At 66.1% G+C, this 19,463-nt stretch carries 19 protein-coding genes and 1 tRNA gene; 15 read left to right on the top strand and 5 right to left on the bottom strand.

What is annotated here, in order from left to right; genetic code table 11:
* The first annotated feature begins 290 nt into the window (after window positions 1-290).
* The 7 genes from ACXMDP_RS04420 (at window position 291) to ACXMDP_RS04390 (ending at window position 6,019) form a co-directional block, all read left to right on the top strand.
* Complete coding sequence (locus ACXMDP_RS04420) at window positions 291-668, top strand: sll1863 family stress response protein (protein ID WP_259729922.1); 378 nt, start codon at window positions 291-293, stop codon at window positions 666-668.
* 64 nt (window positions 669-732) lie between these two features.
* The gene (locus ACXMDP_RS04415) at window positions 733-1,518 is read left to right on the top strand and encodes a fructokinase (RefSeq protein WP_259729921.1); all 786 of its coding nucleotides are present in this window, start codon (window positions 733-735) and stop codon (window positions 1,516-1,518) included.
* A gap of 117 nt (window positions 1,519-1,635) precedes the next feature.
* Complete coding sequence (gene cax, locus ACXMDP_RS04410; RefSeq protein WP_259729920.1) at window positions 1,636-2,703, top strand: calcium/proton exchanger; 1,068 nt, start codon at window positions 1,636-1,638, stop codon at window positions 2,701-2,703.
* 4 nt (window positions 2,704-2,707) lie between these two features.
* Window positions 2,708-3,901 (top strand): pentapeptide repeat-containing protein, encoded by a 1,194-nt coding sequence (locus ACXMDP_RS04405; RefSeq protein ID WP_255140534.1) that lies wholly within the window; start codon window positions 2,708-2,710, stop codon window positions 3,899-3,901.
* A gap of 193 nt (window positions 3,902-4,094) precedes the next feature.
* A complete protein-coding gene (locus ACXMDP_RS04400) occupies window positions 4,095-4,409 on the top strand; it encodes a hypothetical protein (protein ID WP_259729919.1) in 315 nt (104 codons plus the stop codon).
* Between the two features lie 447 nt (window positions 4,410-4,856).
* Window positions 4,857-5,387, top strand: a complete 531-nt coding sequence (locus tag ACXMDP_RS04395) for a hypothetical protein (protein ID WP_259729918.1) — start codon at window positions 4,857-4,859, stop codon at window positions 5,385-5,387.
* A gap of 335 nt (window positions 5,388-5,722) precedes the next feature.
* Complete coding sequence (locus ACXMDP_RS04390) at window positions 5,723-6,019, top strand: hypothetical protein (protein WP_255099979.1); 297 nt, start codon at window positions 5,723-5,725, stop codon at window positions 6,017-6,019.
* A gap of 6 nt (window positions 6,020-6,025) precedes the next feature.
* Here the strand turns inward: ACXMDP_RS04390 and ACXMDP_RS04385 are convergent, their stop codons facing one another.
* Entirely contained in the window at window positions 6,026-6,241 is a 216-nt protein-coding gene (locus ACXMDP_RS04385; protein ID WP_094510060.1) for a chlorophyll a/b-binding protein, read from the bottom strand.
* A gap of 180 nt (window positions 6,242-6,421) precedes the next feature.
* On the opposite strand from ACXMDP_RS04385, the gene ACXMDP_RS04380 reads away from it, so the two are divergent.
* The 3 genes from ACXMDP_RS04380 to ACXMDP_RS04370 are packed head-to-tail and all read left to right on the top strand — an operon-like array spanning window position 6,422 to window position 12,450.
* On the top strand, window positions 6,422-7,336 hold the full coding sequence (locus ACXMDP_RS04380; RefSeq protein WP_457767086.1) for an ABC transporter substrate-binding protein: 915 nt from the start codon (window positions 6,422-6,424) through the stop codon (window positions 7,334-7,336).
* Complete coding sequence (locus ACXMDP_RS04375) at window positions 7,333-11,238, top strand: response regulator (RefSeq protein ID WP_259729916.1); 3,906 nt, start codon at window positions 7,333-7,335, stop codon at window positions 11,236-11,238. Before ACXMDP_RS04380 ends, ACXMDP_RS04375 begins: the two co-directional genes overlap by 4 nt.
* 3 nt (window positions 11,239-11,241) lie before the next feature.
* Window positions 11,242-12,450 (top strand): response regulator, encoded by a 1,209-nt coding sequence (locus ACXMDP_RS04370; protein ID WP_259729915.1) that lies wholly within the window; start codon window positions 11,242-11,244, stop codon window positions 12,448-12,450.
* A 46-nt stretch (window positions 12,451-12,496) separates the two neighbouring features.
* Here ACXMDP_RS04370 and ACXMDP_RS04365 read toward each other — a convergent pair.
* Window positions 12,497-12,567: transfer RNA gene (locus ACXMDP_RS04365), tRNA-Gly, on the bottom strand.
* Window positions 12,568-12,714: 147 nt separating this feature from the next.
* Here ACXMDP_RS04365 and ACXMDP_RS04360 point away from each other — a divergent pair.
* Genes ACXMDP_RS04360 through plsY form a run of 5 tightly spaced genes read left to right on the top strand, consistent with a single transcriptional unit; the run spans window position 12,715 to window position 16,925 of the window.
* Window positions 12,715-14,106, top strand: a complete 1,392-nt coding sequence (locus tag ACXMDP_RS04360; RefSeq protein ID WP_259729914.1) for an MFS transporter — start codon at window positions 12,715-12,717, stop codon at window positions 14,104-14,106.
* Window positions 14,103-14,852 carry an MlaE family ABC transporter permease gene (locus ACXMDP_RS04355; RefSeq protein ID WP_259729913.1) on the top strand — a complete coding sequence of 250 codons (750 nt, stop codon included), beginning with the start codon at window positions 14,103-14,105 and terminating at the stop codon, window positions 14,850-14,852. The genes ACXMDP_RS04360 and ACXMDP_RS04355 overlap by 4 nt, the downstream gene beginning before the upstream one ends.
* 17 nt (window positions 14,853-14,869) lie before the next feature.
* Window positions 14,870-15,310: a DUF3119 family protein gene (locus ACXMDP_RS04350; RefSeq protein WP_259729912.1), complete on the top strand. Its 441-nt coding sequence runs from the start codon at window positions 14,870-14,872 to the stop codon at window positions 15,308-15,310.
* Window positions 15,307-16,275, top strand: coding sequence for a DUF3086 domain-containing protein (locus ACXMDP_RS04345; protein WP_259729911.1), 969 nt, complete (start codon window positions 15,307-15,309; stop codon window positions 16,273-16,275). Before ACXMDP_RS04350 ends, ACXMDP_RS04345 begins: the two co-directional genes overlap by 4 nt.
* Window positions 16,272-16,925 (top strand): glycerol-3-phosphate 1-O-acyltransferase PlsY, encoded by a 654-nt coding sequence (gene plsY / locus ACXMDP_RS04340; protein WP_255140542.1) that lies wholly within the window; start codon window positions 16,272-16,274, stop codon window positions 16,923-16,925. The genes ACXMDP_RS04345 and plsY overlap by 4 nt, the downstream gene beginning before the upstream one ends.
* A gap of 41 nt (window positions 16,926-16,966) precedes the next feature.
* Here the strand turns inward: plsY and ACXMDP_RS04335 are convergent, their stop codons facing one another.
* From ACXMDP_RS04335 to ACXMDP_RS04325, 3 genes are all read right to left on the bottom strand, one after another.
* On the bottom strand, window positions 16,967-17,974 hold the full coding sequence (locus ACXMDP_RS04335) for a pyrroline-5-carboxylate reductase family protein (RefSeq protein ID WP_259729910.1): 1,008 nt from the start codon (window positions 17,972-17,974) through the stop codon (window positions 16,967-16,969).
* Between the two features lie 41 nt (window positions 17,975-18,015).
* On the bottom strand, window positions 18,016-18,588 hold the full coding sequence (locus tag ACXMDP_RS04330; protein ID WP_259729909.1) for a cell division protein SepF: 573 nt from the start codon (window positions 18,586-18,588) through the stop codon (window positions 18,016-18,018).
* A gap of 215 nt (window positions 18,589-18,803) precedes the next feature.
* Window positions 18,804-19,463: a YggS family pyridoxal phosphate-dependent enzyme gene (locus ACXMDP_RS04325; RefSeq protein ID WP_259729908.1), complete on the bottom strand. Its 660-nt coding sequence runs from the start codon at window positions 19,461-19,463 to the stop codon at window positions 18,804-18,806.

The following is a 19,463-nucleotide window of genomic DNA, read 5'->3' as shown; positions in this document are numbered from 1 at the left end:
TCAGCCACAACGAATAGGTTGAAGCTAACGAGCGCGCCAAGCGCTTCCGCCGTTTCAAAGGCTTCGTTCCCTTTCATCCGTTCAGTGCTCGCCGAATGGTCTGACAACCATCGCCTGAGCATCTGAACCAACGGCCCCGCCCTGTTGCGACCCTCAAGCGCCGAGCCCCACAGGGGCCGGTGTCACTGAACGGCGGAAAGGATCTCCCCTCCGATTCCGCCGAACCGCGGCACTTCCGGTGCAGCCAGCGGAGCAGCGCGTTCGATGTTGCCATCACGGAGACACGCACCATGACGACCACCAACGCACCGATGAACAACGCACAGCTGAACGATGCACCGATGAGCAACGACAGCCGCAACGATCAGGACCGGGCCAATGCTCAACTCAAGGAAGCGGTTCTGAACAAGAAACGCGTGCAGATCGAGGCCTGGTCGGCGCAGATCGAGCAGCTGCAGGAGGGCATGAGCGGCCTGGCCGACTCCGTGCGCAGCACCACCCGGCAACGCCTCGACGATCTCAGCAACGCCCGCAACCAGGCCACGGCCCAGCTGGAGCAACTGCAGCAGAGCAGCCAGGAGAACTGGGACGCGCTGCTGCAGCAAAGCGATGCCTTCTTTCACGACCTGGCTGATCGCTTCCATCGCTTCGCCAGCAAGAACGACTGACCGCGGCGCACAACCAGCCGCCAACGCCACGAACACATTCCCCTCCCTTCACCCACACCCAGCCATGACCCTCACCACACCCCAACGTCCTCACGCCCACACCGAAGTGGTGGCCTTCTCCCAGGCGCTCCATGACGCAGAGGAGACCCCCACCGCAGACGCTCACACCCCACAGGCCCGCCACGAAGACTCCGGCAACGAAGACACCAGCAACCAGGACGCTCCCGGCCCGGGCGGCCACACGCCGGCCGGCCTCACCGAAGCGATGCTGCCGGAGATCAACGAATCGTTCTGGCTGCTGATCACCAGCGACGCCCTGCTCGGCGCCAGCCAGCACCAGGTGCTGCGCATGGTGCTCAACCGCACGGCACCCAGCAGCGTGCTGGTGGCGCTGGATGTGAACTGGCAGGCGGAGCACTGGGGTCTGCCCCCTGAAGCGGGGCCCACGGCGGAGGTGCTGCGGCGCTTCCAGCCGCTGGCGGAAGCCGCCGCCTTGATCCGCTGCACGTCGCAGGAGGCGGAGGCCTTATTCTTCAGCCGTGATCCCGAGCGCATCAAGGAGCGGCTGGCGCACCGCCCGGCGGTGCTGGTCACCGATCCGGCAGGTGTGATCCGCTGGAGCATTGGCGGCCACTGCGGGCGCATCGCGGCGGGGCTGGTGCAGAACCCGGACATCTTCCTGGCCGAGATGCTCGAAAACCTCTGCGCCAACCCCCAGCTGCTCGCCACCGCCGGCCGGGGCATCCAAGCCATCGCCGATCCGGATCGGCTCTGCGAGCAATTGCGCAAGGCGGCTGCCGCCTCAGGGGAACGCCGCCAGGAGGCTCGCCCCCTGGTGGCCATGGCCTGAACCGGCGCAGGCGGGAAGCGCATCGCTGCGAAGTGCCTGGGTGAGCGCACCCAGGCCTGGAGCGCGGCAGCACCAACCTCCACCTAACTTCTGTCTGCCCGCTTGAGCGCTGTCCCCATGACCATCCGCCGGGTTGCCTCGATCGGGTTGCTGGCGATGGTGCCGGTCTCGATCGCGGCGGAAGCACTGCACTGGGGTGACTTGGCGGTGTTCGTCACCTCGGCGGTGGCGATTCTGCCCCTGGCTATCTGGCTGAGCACCGCCACCGAAGAGCTCTCGCTGGTGTTCGGCCCCTCGATCGGGGCCCTGCTCAATGCCGTGTTCGGCAACGCCACCGAGCTGATCATCGCCCTGGTGGCGCTCAAGGCCGGCCTGGTGGACATCGTCAAGGCCAGCATCACCGGCACGGTGATGGCCAACCTGCTGCTGGCGCTTGGCCTCTCGATGTTGGTGGGGGGCATCGGACGGCAGGAGCAGGAGTTCAAGCCGGTGGTGGCCCGGGTGAACGGCTCCGCCATGACCCTGGCGGTGCTGGCGATCCTGATTCCAAGCCTGGCGGTGCTCTCGGGCGGCCAGGAGGCGGAGAGCACCGAACCGTTCGGGGCCTTCGTGGCCTGGGTGCTGCTGGGCGTGTACGCCCTCACCCTGCTGTTCTCGCTGCGAACGCACCGTGGCCTCTATGAGGTGGCGGAGGCGGATCTGGGCGAAGACCAGCCCCATGCCCCGAATCCGTGGGTGTGGCTGACGGTGCTGGTGGCGGCCACCGTCGCCCTGGCCTACGAGTCGGAGCTGTTCGTGGGCGTGATCGAAACCGTCACCGAAGGCTTCGGCCTCTCCGCCCTGTTCACGGGGGTGGTGCTGCTGCCGCTGCTGGGGGGCACGGCCGAATACCTCACGGCCGTTTCGATGGCCCGCAAGAACAAGATGGATCTGTCAGTGTCGGTGGCGCTGGGGTCCACCCTGCTGGTGGCACTGCTGGTAGTGCCGGCGCTGGTGCTGATCGGCCCCCTGCTGGGCCACCCCCTGCCTCTGAGCTTTGATGTCTACGAGTTGGTGGCGGTGATCACGGCGGTGGTGGTGAGCAACCTGGTAACCATCGATGGTCGCTCCGACTGGCTGGAAGGCGTGCTGCTGCTGGCGGCCTACCTGATCCTGGCGGCCGGCTTCTACTTCCAGTCGGCCTGATCCGATGACCCCGCCGGCTGATGAACGCCCAGCGATGCCCTTCCACAGCCATGCCTTCTGGGCGGGCGTGAGAGATCTGCCGGCGTTGCAGCTGCTGATCGCCGCGGGGATCACCCTGCTGGCCCTGGTGCTGGGCTTCTCCTGGCTGGCCCTGGCGGCGGCGCTGGTGAGCCTGGTGTTGGCGCTGGTGCGATTGGCGCCTCCTCTATGGAGCCAGCTGCGCGCCCGCCTCGACGACGAGGCCACGGTTCAGACCGTGGCGCTGCTGACGCTGGTGCTGGCGCTGGTGGTGCTGTCGGTGCTGTTCGGCTGGTGGGATCCGTTGGTGCGGGTCTACCGCAGCGGTGACTGGGAGGCGATCGGCGCCATCGGGGAGGGGGTGATCGGCGCCTTCGGGCAGATCCTGGTGGCGTTCGTGGCCCTGGTGATCGCCTGGCGCCAGTTCCAGGTGGATCAACGGCTCACCACCCAGCAGAACCGGATCACCCAGGGGCAGACGATCGACAGCTTCATCCAGGGCATCTCCGAGCTGATCAGCGATGAAGACGGACTGCTGGAGGACTGGCCGTTGGAGCGGATGCTGGCGGAGGGGCGGCTGGCGGCGGTGCTTGGCAGCATCGAAAGCCAGGGCAAGGCCCGCATCCTGCGCTTCCTCTCCCACGCCCGCCTGCTCACGCCCCTGCGGCGCGACCACCGCCTCGGGCGGGCCATCCTCGATGGCGAAGGCAACTACGAGGAAGACCGGCTCGCGGGAGTGCCGGTGATCAACCTGCACCAGGTGCTGCGGGGCGTGGACCTCTCCGACACCGACCTGCGCGGCATTGATTTCAACGGCGCCGACCTGCGCGGCACCAACCTGAGCAACTGCGATCTGAGCGAGGCGAATCTGGCCGGCACCAATCTGTGCGGCGCCAATCTCGACGGCGCAAAGGTGGAGGGCACCCGCTTCTTCTTCGGCCAGCCGGCCAGCGCCACCCCCACCGACGGCCAATGGGCCCTGAACCTGGAGACGGGCGAAGGCTCGGGGGCCCAGGTGATCAATGCCAACTTCTCCGACCTGCGCCAACTGGGCGACGAGGCGCGGATCTACCTCGCCTCCTGGAGCGGCCCCCGTTCCCGCAAAACCCTGCCCGGTGGCGTGAAGGGCATCCCCAACCGGCTGGAACGCCCGCTGCCGGCGCTGCCATCTGATCGGTGAAAGGATGGGCAGTTGCGCCTTTGTGCTGCAACCCACAGAAGGATGGCAGGCGTGGTGTGAGGCGCTACATCCGACAGACAAGAGCTAAATCTTGGCGCCTCAGTGGTACAGCCTGGTCGCTGGCGGGGCAAGTGGCAACTGCAGAATCCAGCCGCCTACTCTGGCAGCCAAAGAGCAGATGATTTGGGTCGCCTTGGACTCAGCCAACCTGACCAGAAACCTAAAGCGAGTAACGATCAGCTTAGTCGCGACATCGAGCATGTTGCTGCCACTTCATGTTCGCGCCGACATTCGGGACAAGCAAAGTTACTGGTATGGCTTTCTTGTCGGAAGCGGTATCACGGTATGTGCGCTGTTGGATATCGGTTTGCTCTCCCGCAACGACGCCACTGATTGGTTAACCGAGATTTTCACGCAAAGATCCGATATCCCCAGTGCCGCCATGGAATCAGCCAAGCAGCATCTTGCCGAAGAGTTAGGGCCCAAGGGCTGTCCCGTCCCCCGCTGAACGGGAAGGAATCCGCATCTTCGTTGACGGGTTCAATTCATTTCGGCTAGCCGAGGTCAGCTTGATCGCTGCAGTGCCAATCAATGGCTGCGCAGATCAAGCCTGTGCGATGGCGCCTCATGCCCGTTCTCGTCAATCAGGCAGTTGTCTGCTCCGCATAGAGTGCCTTCCTCTTCTGCCTGTGCTAGTGCCACTTGGTTGGATGATTGCTCCTACTTGCTGATCGAATCCATGCAGTGACGTCCAGCTGGCTGCTCGTCCTTTGCAGCAAGCGCCTGATAGATCCCCGGTCGATGGCGAACCTCCCGCGGACCGGCATGATGGAGTTATCAATAATGTCAGCTAGTGCCATCAGTGACAAGCGAAGCCAGTGTTGATCTCCCTCTCGACGACTGCTGCAGCCGCTGGGGGATTAGCCGAAAGGCCGTCAAATCCCGTGCTTCCGCCTTGGGGGTCGATCTGATCAGGGAATCGAGCACACGTACGGTGTGGCCCGGTGATCTCATCCGCCTGGGCGATCAGCTGCACCAGCACTTACAGAGGAAGGGCTGCACCCTCTCCAATTTCATGGCCTCAGTACAGCCAGAAGCTACCACCAGTGTGAGCATTGAGGCCCTGTCAGTGATGGCATCAAAAGGCACCAATGATCAGCGTAAAGCCCTAACGTTGCCGCCAGCAACAGCTAGCAGCGAAAGCATCCTGGCCCTAGCCGCCTTGGTGGCAGCCATACAGCCGACGCCCAGGTCGAATCCCCTGGCGGTCGCCCGTGGCTTAGCTGAAGCGGCCAAGCTGGGAGCCTGGATCACCAGCGATGAACTGGCTCACCTGCTCGGCCTATCTCGCAGCACTGTTTCCAGCTGGAGCACCAGCCATAGCCCTCGCCCTGGCTTCATGCTGGAGCGCCGCAAAGTAGGCGTATCGGTCTGGTGGAAGGTGATACCTGAGCCAAAGCCGAAGAAAGGAAAGCCGTCGAGTTAGTCGTGCGAGTAGCTATTGCCATGAATAGGAGCCCCAGGTCCAGTGAGGCGCTTTCTGCACTGCTCTTCGAAAGCCCTGGCCAGCATCACCAATCCAGCCAACCTATTCAGTCAACGCAACGGATCACCAGGCATTTTCCCTTAGAGCTGGCAATCACAGCAGCAGGATCCAAAGCGAAGTCGCAAAGCAGGGCTTGCGCATCACCAGGAGATCCTTCTGGCTGAAAGTGGCGGAACCCCGTTCGCCGAACCCCGCACGACTGCACCACTCCCATCACCTCTAGATCCCCACTCCCCTCCACAAGCGCCAGAGTGGGTTCATTCACTTCCCCTCCCATGGCCCCCACCCGTGAGCAGATCCTGGCCGCCTCCGCCGGCTGGGTGGCGGTGGTGCTGAACGTGGTGCCGGGGCTGGGCGCCGGCTACCTCTACCAGCGCCGCTGGAAGGCCTACTGGATCACCTCGGCGCTGGCCACCGCCTGGTTCGTGGCCGGGGCCGTACTGGCGCAGGACGCCGAGGCGGCTGCAGAAGCTCAGAACCAGCTGGTGGGGCTGCTGGGTCTGGTGCTGCTGGCTGGGGTCACCGCCACCGAGGCGGGCCTGGCCGTGAAGCGGGTGCGCCAGGACGGCTGACGCGCCTCAGCGCAGATACCAGCGCAGCAGCGCCAGCAACTGGCCGGCGGGCCCCAGGCCGGTGATCGCCTCACCGATCAGGGCCGCCGCGAAGCCGAGCATGGCCACGCGGCCATTGAGCAGTTCCACCCCGGCCAGGGCCGCCGTGTTCCAGGGCCGGCGGGTGGTAAGCCCCTCGCCGAAGCGCTCGAGTGGCTCGTACTGGAAGGAGTCGGGAGCCATCGGGGAAGCGCACACTGCGATTGAGCCTATGGGCGCTGGGCTGGCCTCTGCCTCAGCTCACTCTTTTCACGATGGATGAACAGCTTTTCAAGCAGGGTCCGAATAGGTTTAAGTCTATAAGTGACTCAAATCGTGTTCCTGCGTCGAGTGCTCTCGGCACTTGCAGCCCTTGCCATCGGCGTGACCGGCTGCCAGGCAGCGGATCGCGTCACCATTCCAATTGCCAGTTGGGCTGGCTTTCAGTACTTCCACCTCGCCCACGAAAAGCAGCTGGATCAGAAGGCGGGGCTTCTGATCGACACCCTGGGCTTTCCCGATCCGCCTGAGATTGTCAAGGCCTTTGAAGAGGGCCGTTTCCCGATCGCCCAGCTCACCACGGTGGAAGCCGTGGACATCTGCAGCCGCCAGCCAAAACGCTGCCCGGTGGTGGTGCTGATCCTTGATGAATCCCGTGGTGGCGACAAAGTGGCCGTGCGCCGCTCGCTCGGCACGATCGCGGCCCTGCGGGGCAAGCGCGTGGCCGTCACCCCCAGCACCCTCGGCCCATTTGTATTGAGCCGGGCCCTGGCCCGTCATGGCATGAGCCTCGCCGATGTACGCATCGTGGCTGTGCCCCTGGCCGACATGGGGCGCCGTCTCGTCAGCGGGCAGATCGACGGGGCGGCCTTCTACCCTCCCTTCAGTGATGCGGTCCTGGACGGCGGCGAGGCCGTCACGGCCTTCACAAGTGCAGAGATTCCCGGTGAAATTTTTGATGTGCTTGTGGTGGATCCGCAGTACTACCGCACCAACGTGAAAGTGCTAGGGCGCCTAGTGCGGGCGTGGCAGCAGGCCCACGATCTGGCGGATCGCGATCCCGAAGCGCAGGAAATCATGGCCAAGCGACAGGGTGTGAGAGTTGAGGTGTTTCGCGAATGGGAAAAAGGCCTTCTCTATCTCTCACTCTCGGAGCAGCGGCCCATGCTGTTGCCCGGCGGCAAGCTCGAACGCAACCTGGCCTTCGTGCTCGCCGTGCAGAAGCAGCTGGGTTTGATCCGTGGCCGCGTGCCCCTGCCGAGGGTGAGCACGGAGCCGATTGATCTCGCTCTGAAATGACACGGCCGGTCCGCACCGTCCAGACCTGGCGTGAGCGGTTTGGCACCCTCACGCTCTCCAGCCGGCTCACCGTGCTGCTGCTTGGTGTGGGTCTCACCCCGATGCTGTTCTCCCAGGTGGTGGCGCTCAGCGCCTACCGGGAGCGCATCCTCAGCCACCACCTGGATGCCACCGAGCAGATGGCCAACGGCAAGGTGGAGCAGTTGCAGGCCATACTCACCAGCAAGGGCCTCGAGCTTGATGCGTTGGCTATGGAACTCCATCGGCAGCCCGTCCCGCCCCAGCGGATTTTGGCACAGCAGGCTTCCCGGCTCAGTTTTGAAGAACTGCTGCTGATCGATCGCGGCTCAGGCCGGGTCATCGGCGCAGCGGTGAATCTCGCCCTGATCGGCAAGTCGCTGGCGGGTCCGCTCCTGCGTAACTGCGGCCTCAACAAGCTGGTGGAAGGAATGGGAACCTGGAGCCACCTGACGGTGCTGCCCCTCAAGCAGGATCCCTGCACGGAGGAACCAGCCACCTGGATGGCCGTGCCGCTCAAGGACCACGCCAATCAGAATCTGCTGCTGGTGGGGCGGTTGGAGGCCGCCTCCTTCCGCGAGGTGATCAACAGGCGTTATGAGCGACTGAGTCACGGCGCTGAGGCGGATCTGGTGATCGAACAACGCCGGGGCGACGGGTGGCAGTTCCTCTCCGTGCCGATGGGGCAGGCCACCAAGGACTCCGAGGCTCTGAGCTACCAACCTTCTTTGAGCGGTGGTCTGACGTTTTCGGAGCGCCAACTGGGCAACGGCGGGGCCGGCTACCTGCGCACCGGCAGCGGCACATTGAAGCTCGGTGCCTGGCGGCAGATCCCGCAGAGCGATGTGGCGGTGCTCGTCACCATCCCCGAGGCAGAACCACGGCTCGACAGCCAGTTGCTCACCCAGCAGTTGCTCATGTTGCTGGCGACCACCGCCATCCTGGTGACGATGGCCGGCGTGGCGCTCGGCCGGCGCCTTGCAGGTCCGATCCAGAAGCTGCACCAGGCGATTCAGGGGTTCGATCCTGCCGATGAAGCCAGCCTCACCCCGGTGGTGGTGAGAGGCCACGATGAGATCGCCTCCCTGGCCAGCACCATCAATGCGCTGGCCCTGCGCATCAAGGAGCGCACCAGCAACCTGCGCAACACCAAGGAGCAACTGCACGCTTACATCCAGACGGCGCAGACCACCCTGCTGGCGCTTGATTTCGAGGGCCGCGTCACCCTGCTCAACAGCAACGGCTGTGCGCTGATCGGCATCGCCTCCGATTCCTGGAGCGGCCTCAACTGGCTCACCGATGTGGTGGATCCCGCGGATCAGCCCTTGCTGCGCCGCTGGCTCAACGAGGCGGCCGCCTCCAGGCTTCCCCCAGAGGGAGCGTTGGAGTACCGCGTCTGCACCAACCAACGCGGCACCCGCTTGATGCGTTGGCACCTGAGCCTGCTTGATGGCGCTGAGGGCCAACCGATCGCTCTTCTGGGCTCCGGGGAAGACATCACCCGCCTGCGCGCCCAGAAAATCCAGCTGGAGCAGGCGCGCCAGGAGGCGGAGGAGGCGAACAGGGCTAAGAGCGAGTTCCTCTCGCGCATGAGCCATGAGTTGCGCACACCCATGAACGCGATCATCGGCTTGTCGCATCTGGCGCTGCGAACGGGGCTCAACCCGCACCAGCGCGACTACCTGCAGAAAATCAGCAACGCAGGCCAGGGGTTACTGGGGATCATCAACGACATCCTTGATTTCTCCAAGATCGAGGCCGGCAAAGTCACGCTTGAGGCCGTCGATTTTCAGCTCGATGCGGTGCTCTCCGATGTGGCCACCCTGATCGCCGACATGATCTTCGCCAAGGGCGTCGAACTCCTCTTCCGCGTCGACGACGACGTACCCACCTGCCTCAACGGCGATCCGCTGCGCCTCAACCAGGTGCTGCTCAACCTGCTCTCCAATGCCGCCAAGTTCACTGAGCAGGGCCAGATCCAGCTGCAGGTGAGCGTCGGCGAACAGCAACCTCAGCAGCTGGAGGTGGAGCTGGTGTTCCGCGTGCAGGACACCGGCATCGGCATGACCGAAGCCCAGATGGGCAACCTGTTCCAGCCCTTCACCCAGGCAGAGCTGTCCACCACGCGCCGGTACGGCGGCACCGGCCTGGGCCTGAGCATCTGCCAGCGGTTGCTGGAGCTGATGGACGGCTCCATCGCGGTGAACAGCGTGCCTGGTGAGGGGTCCTGTTTCACTGCCCGCTGCCGTTTTCGTCTCGGTGCTTGCGCCACTCCGCAGGCGTTGCCGGAGGCCCTGGGCCAGATGCGCGTGCTGGTGGTGGATGACAACCCCTTGGCCCGTGAGGTGATCACGCAACTGCTGCACCCACTCCCCCTGCGCTGTGATGCCACTGGCAGCGGCGCCGAAGCCCTGGCCATGGTGCACGAAGCCAACGCCCACCAGCAGCCCTATGGCCTGGTCCTGCTGGATTGGCAACTCGGCGATCAGCTGGATGGCCTGCAGGTGGCCGCAGACATCCGCGCCAACCCGGGGATCCAGCAGCCGAGGATCTTGCTGATCACGGCCTACGGCGGCGAAGACGCCTGCCAGCTCACCCCTCCGGGGCTGCTGGATGGAATCCTGTGCAAGCCGGTCCGCTCCTCTGAGCTGATGGACCATCTCACTGCCATGTTCGATGGCGGCGACAGCGCGGGATCGGCGGCGGCGGCGTCAGCCTCCACACAGGGCCAGGAGTTGGCGTGGGGTCTGCAAGGCCTGAAGGTACTGGTGGTGGAGGATCACCCGATCAATCAGCAGATCGTTTCTGAGTTGCTCACCATGGCCGGTGTGGAGGTGAGCGGCGCCAGCAATGGTGTGGAGGCTCTGGCCTGGCTGGAGCAGCAGCCGTTTCCCCCCTGCGACCTGGTGCTGATGGATCTGAACATGCCCGAAATGGATGGCTGGGAATGCACCCGTCGCCTCCGTGCCGATGCCCGCTGGCAGCAGCTACCCGTGCTCGCCATGACCGCCCACGCCATGCGGCAGGAGCGCGACCGTTGCATGCGCATCGGCATGCAGGACCTCATCACCAAACCGATCGATCCGGACCACCTCTACGAACGGCTGCACCACTGGAGCGGCCGCCACTGTCAGGGCCCAGGTGAACCAGCTCCAGCCTCTGCCCAGCCGGCCGTCCCCCAGCCCGCGCCAGCCGATGAAGAATCACGGCCGCAGAATCCGGGACTGGATAGCTCGGAGCTGAATGGTGCGGAACAGGGAGGTCCGCAGCTGAATCGACTGGCCTTGGAAGGCTTTGATCTGCCCGGAGCGCTCAAGCGGGTGGCTGGCAACCGCGCTCTTTACTGTCAGCTGCTGCAGAGCCTGGTGCACAGCCAGGCGGATGCGGCCCAGCGGCTGGAGGCCGCCCTTAACAGCAACAATCTGAAGGAGGCGGCACTGATCGTGCACTCCCTCAGAGGGGCGTCCGCCAATCTGGGGGCCACCTCCCTGGCGGAGGCCGCCACGCGGCTGGAGCTCGAACTCAACCAGCAGCTCTGCCACAGCCACACCAGGCAGACCTTTGAGGTTCAGCTGCAGCTCACCATGGCGTGCATCCGCGCGGCCTTCGCGATGGAGCCGGCAGAGGGCACCGCCCCCTCACAGGAAGGGCCGGCAACAGCAGTGCTGAGCCTGGAGCAGCAGCACCTGCTGGGGCAGCTCGATGCTCTGCTGGCCGCCTTTGATGGGGAAGCCCTGGAATTCATCAGCCAGCACCGCGAGGCCCTGATCACGACCCTGGGATCGGCGGGCTTTGAGCGCATGGCCGCGGAGCTGATGCGCTTTGATTTCTCGGCGGCGCGCAGGGCCGTGCAACAACGCGTTCCTCCCTTGCTGCAGGCCTGATCCATGACCCATCTCGCCGACAGCCTTGGGCAAAGCAAGCCCACCGTGCTGGTGGTGGATGACACGCCGGAAAACCTGCAGGTGATGAACGGCCTGCTGCGTGGGCTGTACAAAGTGCGCCTGGCCACCAGTGGCGGACTTGCCTTGGAGTTGGCCCTGCAGACGCCCCAGCCGGATCTGATTCTGTTGGACATCATGATGCCGGATCTTGATGGCCATGAGGTATGCCTACGGCTCAAGGCTGATCCCGCCACTCAGGACATTCCTGTGATCTTCCTCACAGCGCTGAACCAGGAAGTTGATCAGAAGCGAGGCTTTCTTGATGGCTGCGTGGATTATATCACCAAGCCCTTCTCCCCCGACATCGTGCTGGCCAGAGTGTCCACCCATGTGGCCCTGAAGCGCGCCAGCGACCTCCTCTCTGATCACAACCGTTACCTGCGCGAGGAAGTGGAGCGCCAGACCCGCGAGGTCCAGAAGGTTCAGGACGTCACGATCCTGGCGATGGCATCACTGGCGGAAACCCGCGACAGCGAAACCGGAATGCACCTGCGCCGCACCCAGAACTACATGAAGATTCTGGCTGAGCACTTACACCGGCACTCCCCATACGCCAGCCAGCTAAACAAAGAGATGATCGAGTTGCTCTATAAATCCACACCGCTTCATGACATCGGCAAAGTGGGCATTCCTGATCACATCCTGCTGAAGCCAGGCAAGCTCACCCCTGAAGAATTCACGGTGATGAAGAAGCATTCGGAGCTGGGTTCCCACATCATTGCGCAAGCAGAAGGTCTGCTGGATGTCCCCAGCAGCTTTCTGCGCTATGCCCGCGAGATCGCCCACTACCACCATGAGAACTGGGACGGCAGCGGCTATCCCGAGGGGCTGCAAGGAGAAGCCATCCCCCTGTCCGCCCGTCTGATGGCCGTGGCCGATGTGTATGACGCCCTCATCTCCAAACGCTTCTACAAGGAGGCCTTCTCCCATGAGGAAGCCACCCGCTTCATCGAAAGCCAGGTCGGCCGAAAATTCGATCCTGTGATCGTGGAAGCCTTCCGCCAGGTAGCCGATCGCTTCGCCACCATCGCCGCCACCTTCAAAGACAACAATTCCGCGCCGCCCCTGGCCGCCCTGCCTCCGCCCGCGCCGTCCCTTTCCCCATCGCCGGGCATGGCGGACGAAGGGGAAAACAGCCCGGCGTTCTGCTGAGCAGCCAGGAAGCCTGCCGAACAGAGAAGAAGCTTGGTGAAAAGAAAGCGGGCGGCGGGAATCGAACCCGCATCATCAGCTTGGAAGGCTGAGGTTTTACCACTAAACTACGCCCGCAGGGATACAGGTGTATCACTCGGTTGCCGTCCTGGTGTGGCCCACGGTGCCACTGCCTTTGCGGCTGAAGCATTATGGCCTGCGTGAAGCCACCGGCCGTTGACCGTTGTTCCTGATCCGGTCGTCCCTTCCGCCAACCCTGCGGCCATGAGCTCCACCACCGGCGTCAGTGACGCCATCGATGCACCCAGGGGGTTCCAGCGCCGCATGTTGGTGGCCTATGGCCTCGGCGATGCGGGCACCGGCATGGCGGCGTCGCTGATCGGCTTCTACCTGTTCATCTTCTATACCGCCGCCGCCGGGCTGCCCGCCTGGATGGCGGGGCTGGTGCTGATGCTGGCCCGCCTCTGGGATGCCATCAACGATCCGGTGGTGGGCTGGCTCAGCGATAAGACCCGCAGCCCCTGGGGCCCGCGCCTGCCCTGGATCCTCTGGAGCGCCATTCCGCTCGGGATCGCCATGGCGATGATGTGGTGGCTTCCGCCCGGAAGCCTCTGGGTGAAGTTCGGCATCTTCCTGGCCATCTCGGTGGTGGCCAACAGCCTTTACACCTGCGTCAACCTGCCCTACTCCGCCCTCGCGGCCGAGCTCACCACCGACACCGGCCTGCGCACCCGCCTGAACACGGCGCGGTTCACCGGCTCGATCATCGCCGGGCTGGTGGGCATCGTGCTGGGAGGGCTGCTGCTCCAGAACCACCAGGACCCCGGCAGTTACTTCAAGGTGGGCGTGCTGTCGGGCAGCATCATCGCGGTGTTCACCCTGGTCTGCGCCTGGGGGATCGCCCCGGCGGCCCGCCACTGCCAGCGGCCCAACAGCCAGCAAGGGTCCACCCGCCGCATGCTGCGCCGGGTGCGCGAGAACGGTCGCTTCATCAAGGTGCTCGGCCTCTACCTGATGCTCTGGTGCGCGCTGCAGATCATGCAGACCGCCGCCCTCATCTACCTGCCGGTGGTGATGCGGCTGCCGGAGAGCTGGAGCAACTGGATCCTGCTGCCCTTTCAGATCAGCACTCTCGTGGGGCTGCAGATCTGGAACCGCTTCTCCCACCGCTACGGTCGCATCCAGGCGCTGCACCGGGGCACGGCGCTCTGGATCGGCGGATGCCTGCTCGCCATGTTGCTGATCCCCCTCGATCCCGACCTCTCGCCCGTGGGCTCCTGGATGAACGGGCTGCGGCTGGTGGCGCTGCTGGTGGCCATCCTGGTGGTGGGTCTGGGCGCCTCCACCGCCTACCTGATCCCCTGGGCGCTGCTGCCGGATGCCATCGACGCCGATCCTGAAAAGCCCGCCGGCCTCTACAGCGCCTGGATGGTGTTCACCCAGAAGATCTGCATCAGCCTGGCGTTGTTCTTCTTCGGCAACCTGATGAGCCTGAGTGGCTACGTGGCGGCCAGGGGCATCGTCCAACCCGACACGGCCCTGATCGCGATCCGCCTGTGCATGGGCCTGATCCCCGCCACGCTGGTGGTGCTGGGGCTGATCGTGATGCGGCGCTGGCCTGAGCGTGGCGCCCACCTGCTTCAGGCCCAGCCATGAAGTCACCGCGCTGGCTCAACCGCCTCGGCAGCAGTTGCCTGATCGGCGGCCAGACCGTGGCGGCGATCGGCAGGGGGCGCATCAACGTCAACGACCTGTTCGAGCATCTGCTGGAGGCAGGGCCCGGCAGCTTTCTGATCGTGTTCATCACGGCGCTAGCTGCAGGAACCGTGTTCAACATCCAGGTGGCGGCAGAGCTCACCAAGCAGGGGGCCAGCGTGGCCGTGGGAGGCATCCTTTCGGTGGGGCTGGCGCGCGAGATCGCACCGCTGCTCACCGCCACCCTGCTCACCGGGAAGGTGGCCACTTCTTACGCCGCCCAGATCGGCACCATGAAGGTGACCGAGCAGATCGACGCCATCACCATGCTGCGGACCGATCCGGTGGAGTACCTGGTGGTGCCGCGGGTGCTGGCGATGGTGGTGATGGCCCCGGTGCAGTGCCTGGTGTTCTTCGTGGTGGGGGTCTGGTCGGGCCAGGTGAGCAGCACCTTTCTCTTCTCGATCCCGCCCACCGTGTTCTGGAATTCCGTGCGCAGCTGGATGACCGCCAGCGACCTGCCCTCGATGCTGATCAAGGCGGTGGTGTTCGGCCTGCAGATCGCCGTGATCGCCTGCGGCTGGGGCCTCACCACACGCGGCGGCCCTAAGGAGGTGGGCACCAGCACCACCGGCGCCGTGGTGATGATTCTGGTCACGGTCAGCCTGATGGATGTGCTGCTCACCCAGCTGCTGTTTGGCGCTTAGGCCGCCGGCTGCCCAGCATGGAACCTCCGCCTCTCTCCGCCGCCGCCATGACCTCCCCCGCCGCCACGCTCGATCCCGCCGCCGGAACGGTGCTCGCACCCCGCTACGGGGTGCCGCTGGGGGTGGTGGTGCTCGGGCTGGCTGGCCTGGCCCTGCTGCCGCTGTGGTCGGGGGCGCTGTGGCTCAGCGGCGTGGTGGTGCTGTTCGGGCTGTTCCTGCTGCTGCAGGCCGTGCTGCTGCGCCTGCAGTTCAGCGGCGATGCCCTGCTGGTGTGGCGTCAGTCCACGCTGTTGCGCCGCTTCCCCTACGACGAATGGATCGCCTGGACCGTGTTCTGGAACCCGGTGCCGGTGCTGTTCTATTTCCGTGAACAGCGCAGCATTCACCTGCTGCCGGTGTTGTTTGATGCCACCACCTTGCGCCAACAACTGGAGCTGCACGTCAGCACCTCGCCATGACCGATCCCAGCGTGCCGCCGGACCAATCCCCGCCGCCCCTGAGCGTGCCTGAACCGCCTGCGGCCGAGCCCTCGCCTGCGGCCGACCCGGCCCCTGTAGCCAAGCCATTCGAGCCCTGGCAGGCGCTCGCCCTCAGGGAGCTGCAGGAGCGGCGCGCGGCACTGGAGGCGGAGATCCAGGAGCTGGAAACCCGCCGCAACCAGCTGCAGAAGAGCCTGGTGAGCAGCTTTGATGGTCAGGCCGATGCGATCGCCCGGCGCCTGAAGGGCTTCCAGGACTACCTGGTGGTGGCGCTGCAGGATCTGGCCGGCCAGGCCGAGCAGATGGAGCTGGTGGTGCAGCCGGTGGTGTTGCAGCCCTCGCCACTGGATCAGCCGGCGGAAGTGGCCGCCGCGGCTGCCCCTTCCGCCCCGGCGGCGGCGGGGCTGTTCAGCGAGGACGAAGACCTGATCCGCAGCCAGCTGGAGCGCTTCCAGGGCCAGCCCGATTTCTACGCCGATCCCTGGAAACTGCGCCGCAGCCTGGAAGCCCCTGCCGCGGCTCTGCTGGAGGAGTGGTTCCTCTATCAGGGCGGGCGTGGCGCCCACGCCAGCGCCGGCAGCCGCAGCCGCAATGCGCTCACGGTGGCGGCGGCGGTGGCGATCCTCGGCGAGCTCTACGGCGAGCGCTTCCAGACCCTGGTGCTGGCCGGCCAGCCGGAGCGGCTGGGGGAATGGCGCCGCGGCCTGCAGGATTGCCTCGGGCTCAGCCGTGAAGATTTCGGGCCCAACAGCGGCGTGGTGCTGTTCGAGCGGCCTGATGCCCTGATCGAGCGCGCCGACCGGCTCGAGGAGCGCGGCGAGCTGCCGTTCATCGTGATCGATGCGGCCGAACAGGTGGTCGACGTCCCGGTGCTGCAGTTCCCGCTCTGGCTCGCCTTCGCCGCCACTCCAGCGGAACTGGCCATCGACGAGGAGCTTCTGTGAATCCCTTGCTGATCCTGTCCGTGCTGCTGGCGGGCTACCTGCTCGGCTCGATCCCCAGCGGCTGGCTGGCGGGGCGATGGTGCGCCGGCGTCGATCTGCGCCAGCTGGGCTCCGGCTCCACCGGCGCCACCAACGTGCTGCGCCAGGTGGGCAAGGGCCCGGCGCTGGTGGTGTTCCTGGTGGATGTGCTGAAGGGAACGGCCGCCGTGCTGCTGGCCAAGGCGGTGGTGGAGCCACTCGGCGTCTCCGCGGCCGGCGATGCCTGGGTGGTGGCGGCGGGGCTGGCGGCCCTTGCCGGCCACATCTGGCCGGTGTGGCTGGGCTGGCGGGGGGGCAAGGCCGTGGCCACCGGGCTGGGCGTGCTGCTCGGTCTGGTGCCCGCGGTGGGGCTGGCCAGCTTCGGGCTGTTCCTCGTCACCCTCACCCTCACCCGCATCGTGTCGCTCTCCAGCGTGGTGGCGGCGGTGGGCCTGCCGCTGCTGATGCTGGGCTCCTTCCAGAGCGCCGGCACCGGGCTGCGGCCCGCCTATCTGGCCCTTGCCCTGCTCACCACCGTGCTGGTGCTGTGGCGCCATCGCAGCAACCTGGCCCGGATCATGGACGGCACCGAGCCACGCATCGGCGCAGACAAACCCAACACCCCGACCTGAGGCAGGAGCTGAGAGCCTGGAGCCGAGAACCGGGCGCCGCTTCAGCCCAGCGCCCGGCTGCGTTCAGCGGCCGCCAGCACCGCCTCGATCAGTGCCGAACGCACCGAGCCCCGCTCCAGCTGGCGCAGAGCCGTGATCGTGGTGCCGGCCGGGCTGCTCACCATGTCCTTGAGCTGGCCGGGATGCAGGCCCTTCTGCTGCAGCAACGCCACGGTGCCACCCGTCATGGCGAGCGCCAGCTCCTGAGCCAGCGCCCGCGGCAGGCCGGCGGCCACGCCGCCATCGGCGAGGGCTTCGATCACCACCGCCATCAGGGCCGGCCCGGAGGAGGCCACCGCCAGCAGCCCATCGAGCTGAGGCTCCGGCAGCTCCAGCACCTGCCCCACCCGGCCGAACAGCTGGCGCACGCAGTGACGTTGCCCATCGCTGAGCTGCTCTCCCCAGGCCAGTCCAGTGATGCCGGCCCGCACCAGGCAGGGAGTGTTCGGCACCGCCCGCACCACGCGCCAGCCGGGAAATGACGCCTGCAGGCGAGCCAGGCTGACCCCCGCCAGCACGGAAATCAGCAGGGGGCACTCGTCGCGGTGCCCTTGGGATGTGGAGCCGTCCTCTGAGGAGGAGGCTGCGAAGGCGTCACCGTGCTCTGAGGGCGCTGCTGGGAAGGCGGAGGCTGCTGAACCAGAAGCTGGGGGTGTGGCCGATGCCGCGGCGGACGCCCCTGATCGGCTGTGTGCCGCTCGAACTGCCGCCGCCGCATCTGCAGCCGCCGTGGCCGCCGCCGCGAGCTGTTGCGGCTTGACGGCCAGCAGCACCACCGGCGCCTGCCAGGCCGCAGCCGCCTGCCCATCGGCGGCGGCAGAGACAGCCACCTGCAACTGCTGCTGGAGCCGCTCGGCGGAGGCAGGGCTGGCCACCACCGCCCGCACGGCAGCAGAACGAACATCCCCCTGCTCCAGCAGCGGCAGCAGCAAGGCCTGGGCCATCTGCCCCAGGCCAATGATCCCGAGGCCCGACAGGAGGGGCTCAGAGGCCCCGGCGTGCTCGGTCATGGACCGGTGGCGGTGGCGGGAAACGTGCTCAGGAGACGTGCTCAGCCGCCGACGGCGAAGTCGGAGCGGCCCCAGGCCGGACTGGGGGCCGCATCGGCATCGGAGCCGGTGTCGCGGGTGGAAACGATGGTGGGAGAGGAGGGCTCCTCCATCGAGGCGGTGGTGACCGTGACGCAGCTGGGCGCGAACAGGAAGATGCTTTCGCCCACCCGCTCCTGGTGGCCGTCGATGGCGAAAGTGCCGCCTGCCACGAAATCCACGGCCCGCTGGGCCTGATCCGGCTCCATCATCGTGAGGTTGAGGATCACGGTCTTGCGGTCACGCAGGGCCTGGATGGCACGGGGCATCTCATCGAAGCTGCGGGGCTCCATCAGGGTCACCTCCGCGGCCGTTGCCGACAGGCCCGGCATGCCGATCACATTGCTGCCGGGGAAGAGGTCGTCGGAGCCGAAGGGGGAGGACAGGGCCAGGGCGCTGCTGCTACCGACCTGCGTGGCGCGCGACTGGGCGGTCTGGGCCTGGTCGTCACCGGGGTCGTAGTCAAGTTCGTCGTACTCGCCATCGAGATAGTCGTCACCGGAGACGACGGCACGGAGGCGGGAGAACAACGACACCTTTGGTTCCTTCGTGAGGTCAGTACCTGAATAGCGTCCCACGCTCCCAGTTGCAACTGGTCGCAACCCTTGAAATCACTGGATTCATGCTTCCGCCGGGTGGCGAACGCCCCCACCGCCCCCAGCGAAGGCGGCCTCAGGCCCCCGCCGTGATTGGCCGGGGCAAGCGCGTTGCGCAGGCCCGGGGCGGCCCCGAAGTCCCCGTGGGGCCCCGGTCAGGCCCCACGGGGGCCGAACAACACCGAGCCGAGCCGCACCCAGGTGCTGCCGGCCGCTACCGCCTCGCGCCAGTCGCCGCTCATGCCCATCGACAGCTCCGGCACCCCCAGCCGGGCCGCCAGCGCGGCGCAGGAGCTGAACAGGGCACGGCTACCGGCTGCATCCAACCCAAGCGGCGCGATCGTCATCAGGCCGACCACCTGCAACGGCGCCAGCGCCTGCAACTGGGGCCAGAGCTGGTCGAGCTCCTCGGGCTCAAACCCGGCCTTGGTTGGATCGGGCAGCAGCTTCACCTGCAGGAACACCCGCGGCTGCAGGCCCTCCTCGGCGGCGATGCGCTGCAGGCGAAGCGCCAGCGGCAGGTTGTCGAGCGAGTGGATGGTGCCGAAGTGGCGCAGCACCCCACGGGCTTTGTTGGCCTGCAGGCGACCGATGAAGTGCCAATCCAGGGGGGGAAGATCCGCCAGCTCCAGCTGCTTGGCCTCGGCCTCCTGCAGGCGGCTTTCGCCGAAGCTGCGCTGCCCGAGCGCGGCCAGGTCGCGGATGCGCTCGGCCGGCTGCCCCTTGCTCACCGCCAGCAGGCGGGAACCGGACGGCAGCTGCTCCTGCAGGGCCTGCCACCGCAACGCCAGGGCCGCTGGAGCGTCAGCGCCCAT

Source organism: Cyanobium sp. ULC065, from assembly GCF_977927515.1.
This window is presented reverse-complemented; position numbering and strand designations above follow the sequence as displayed.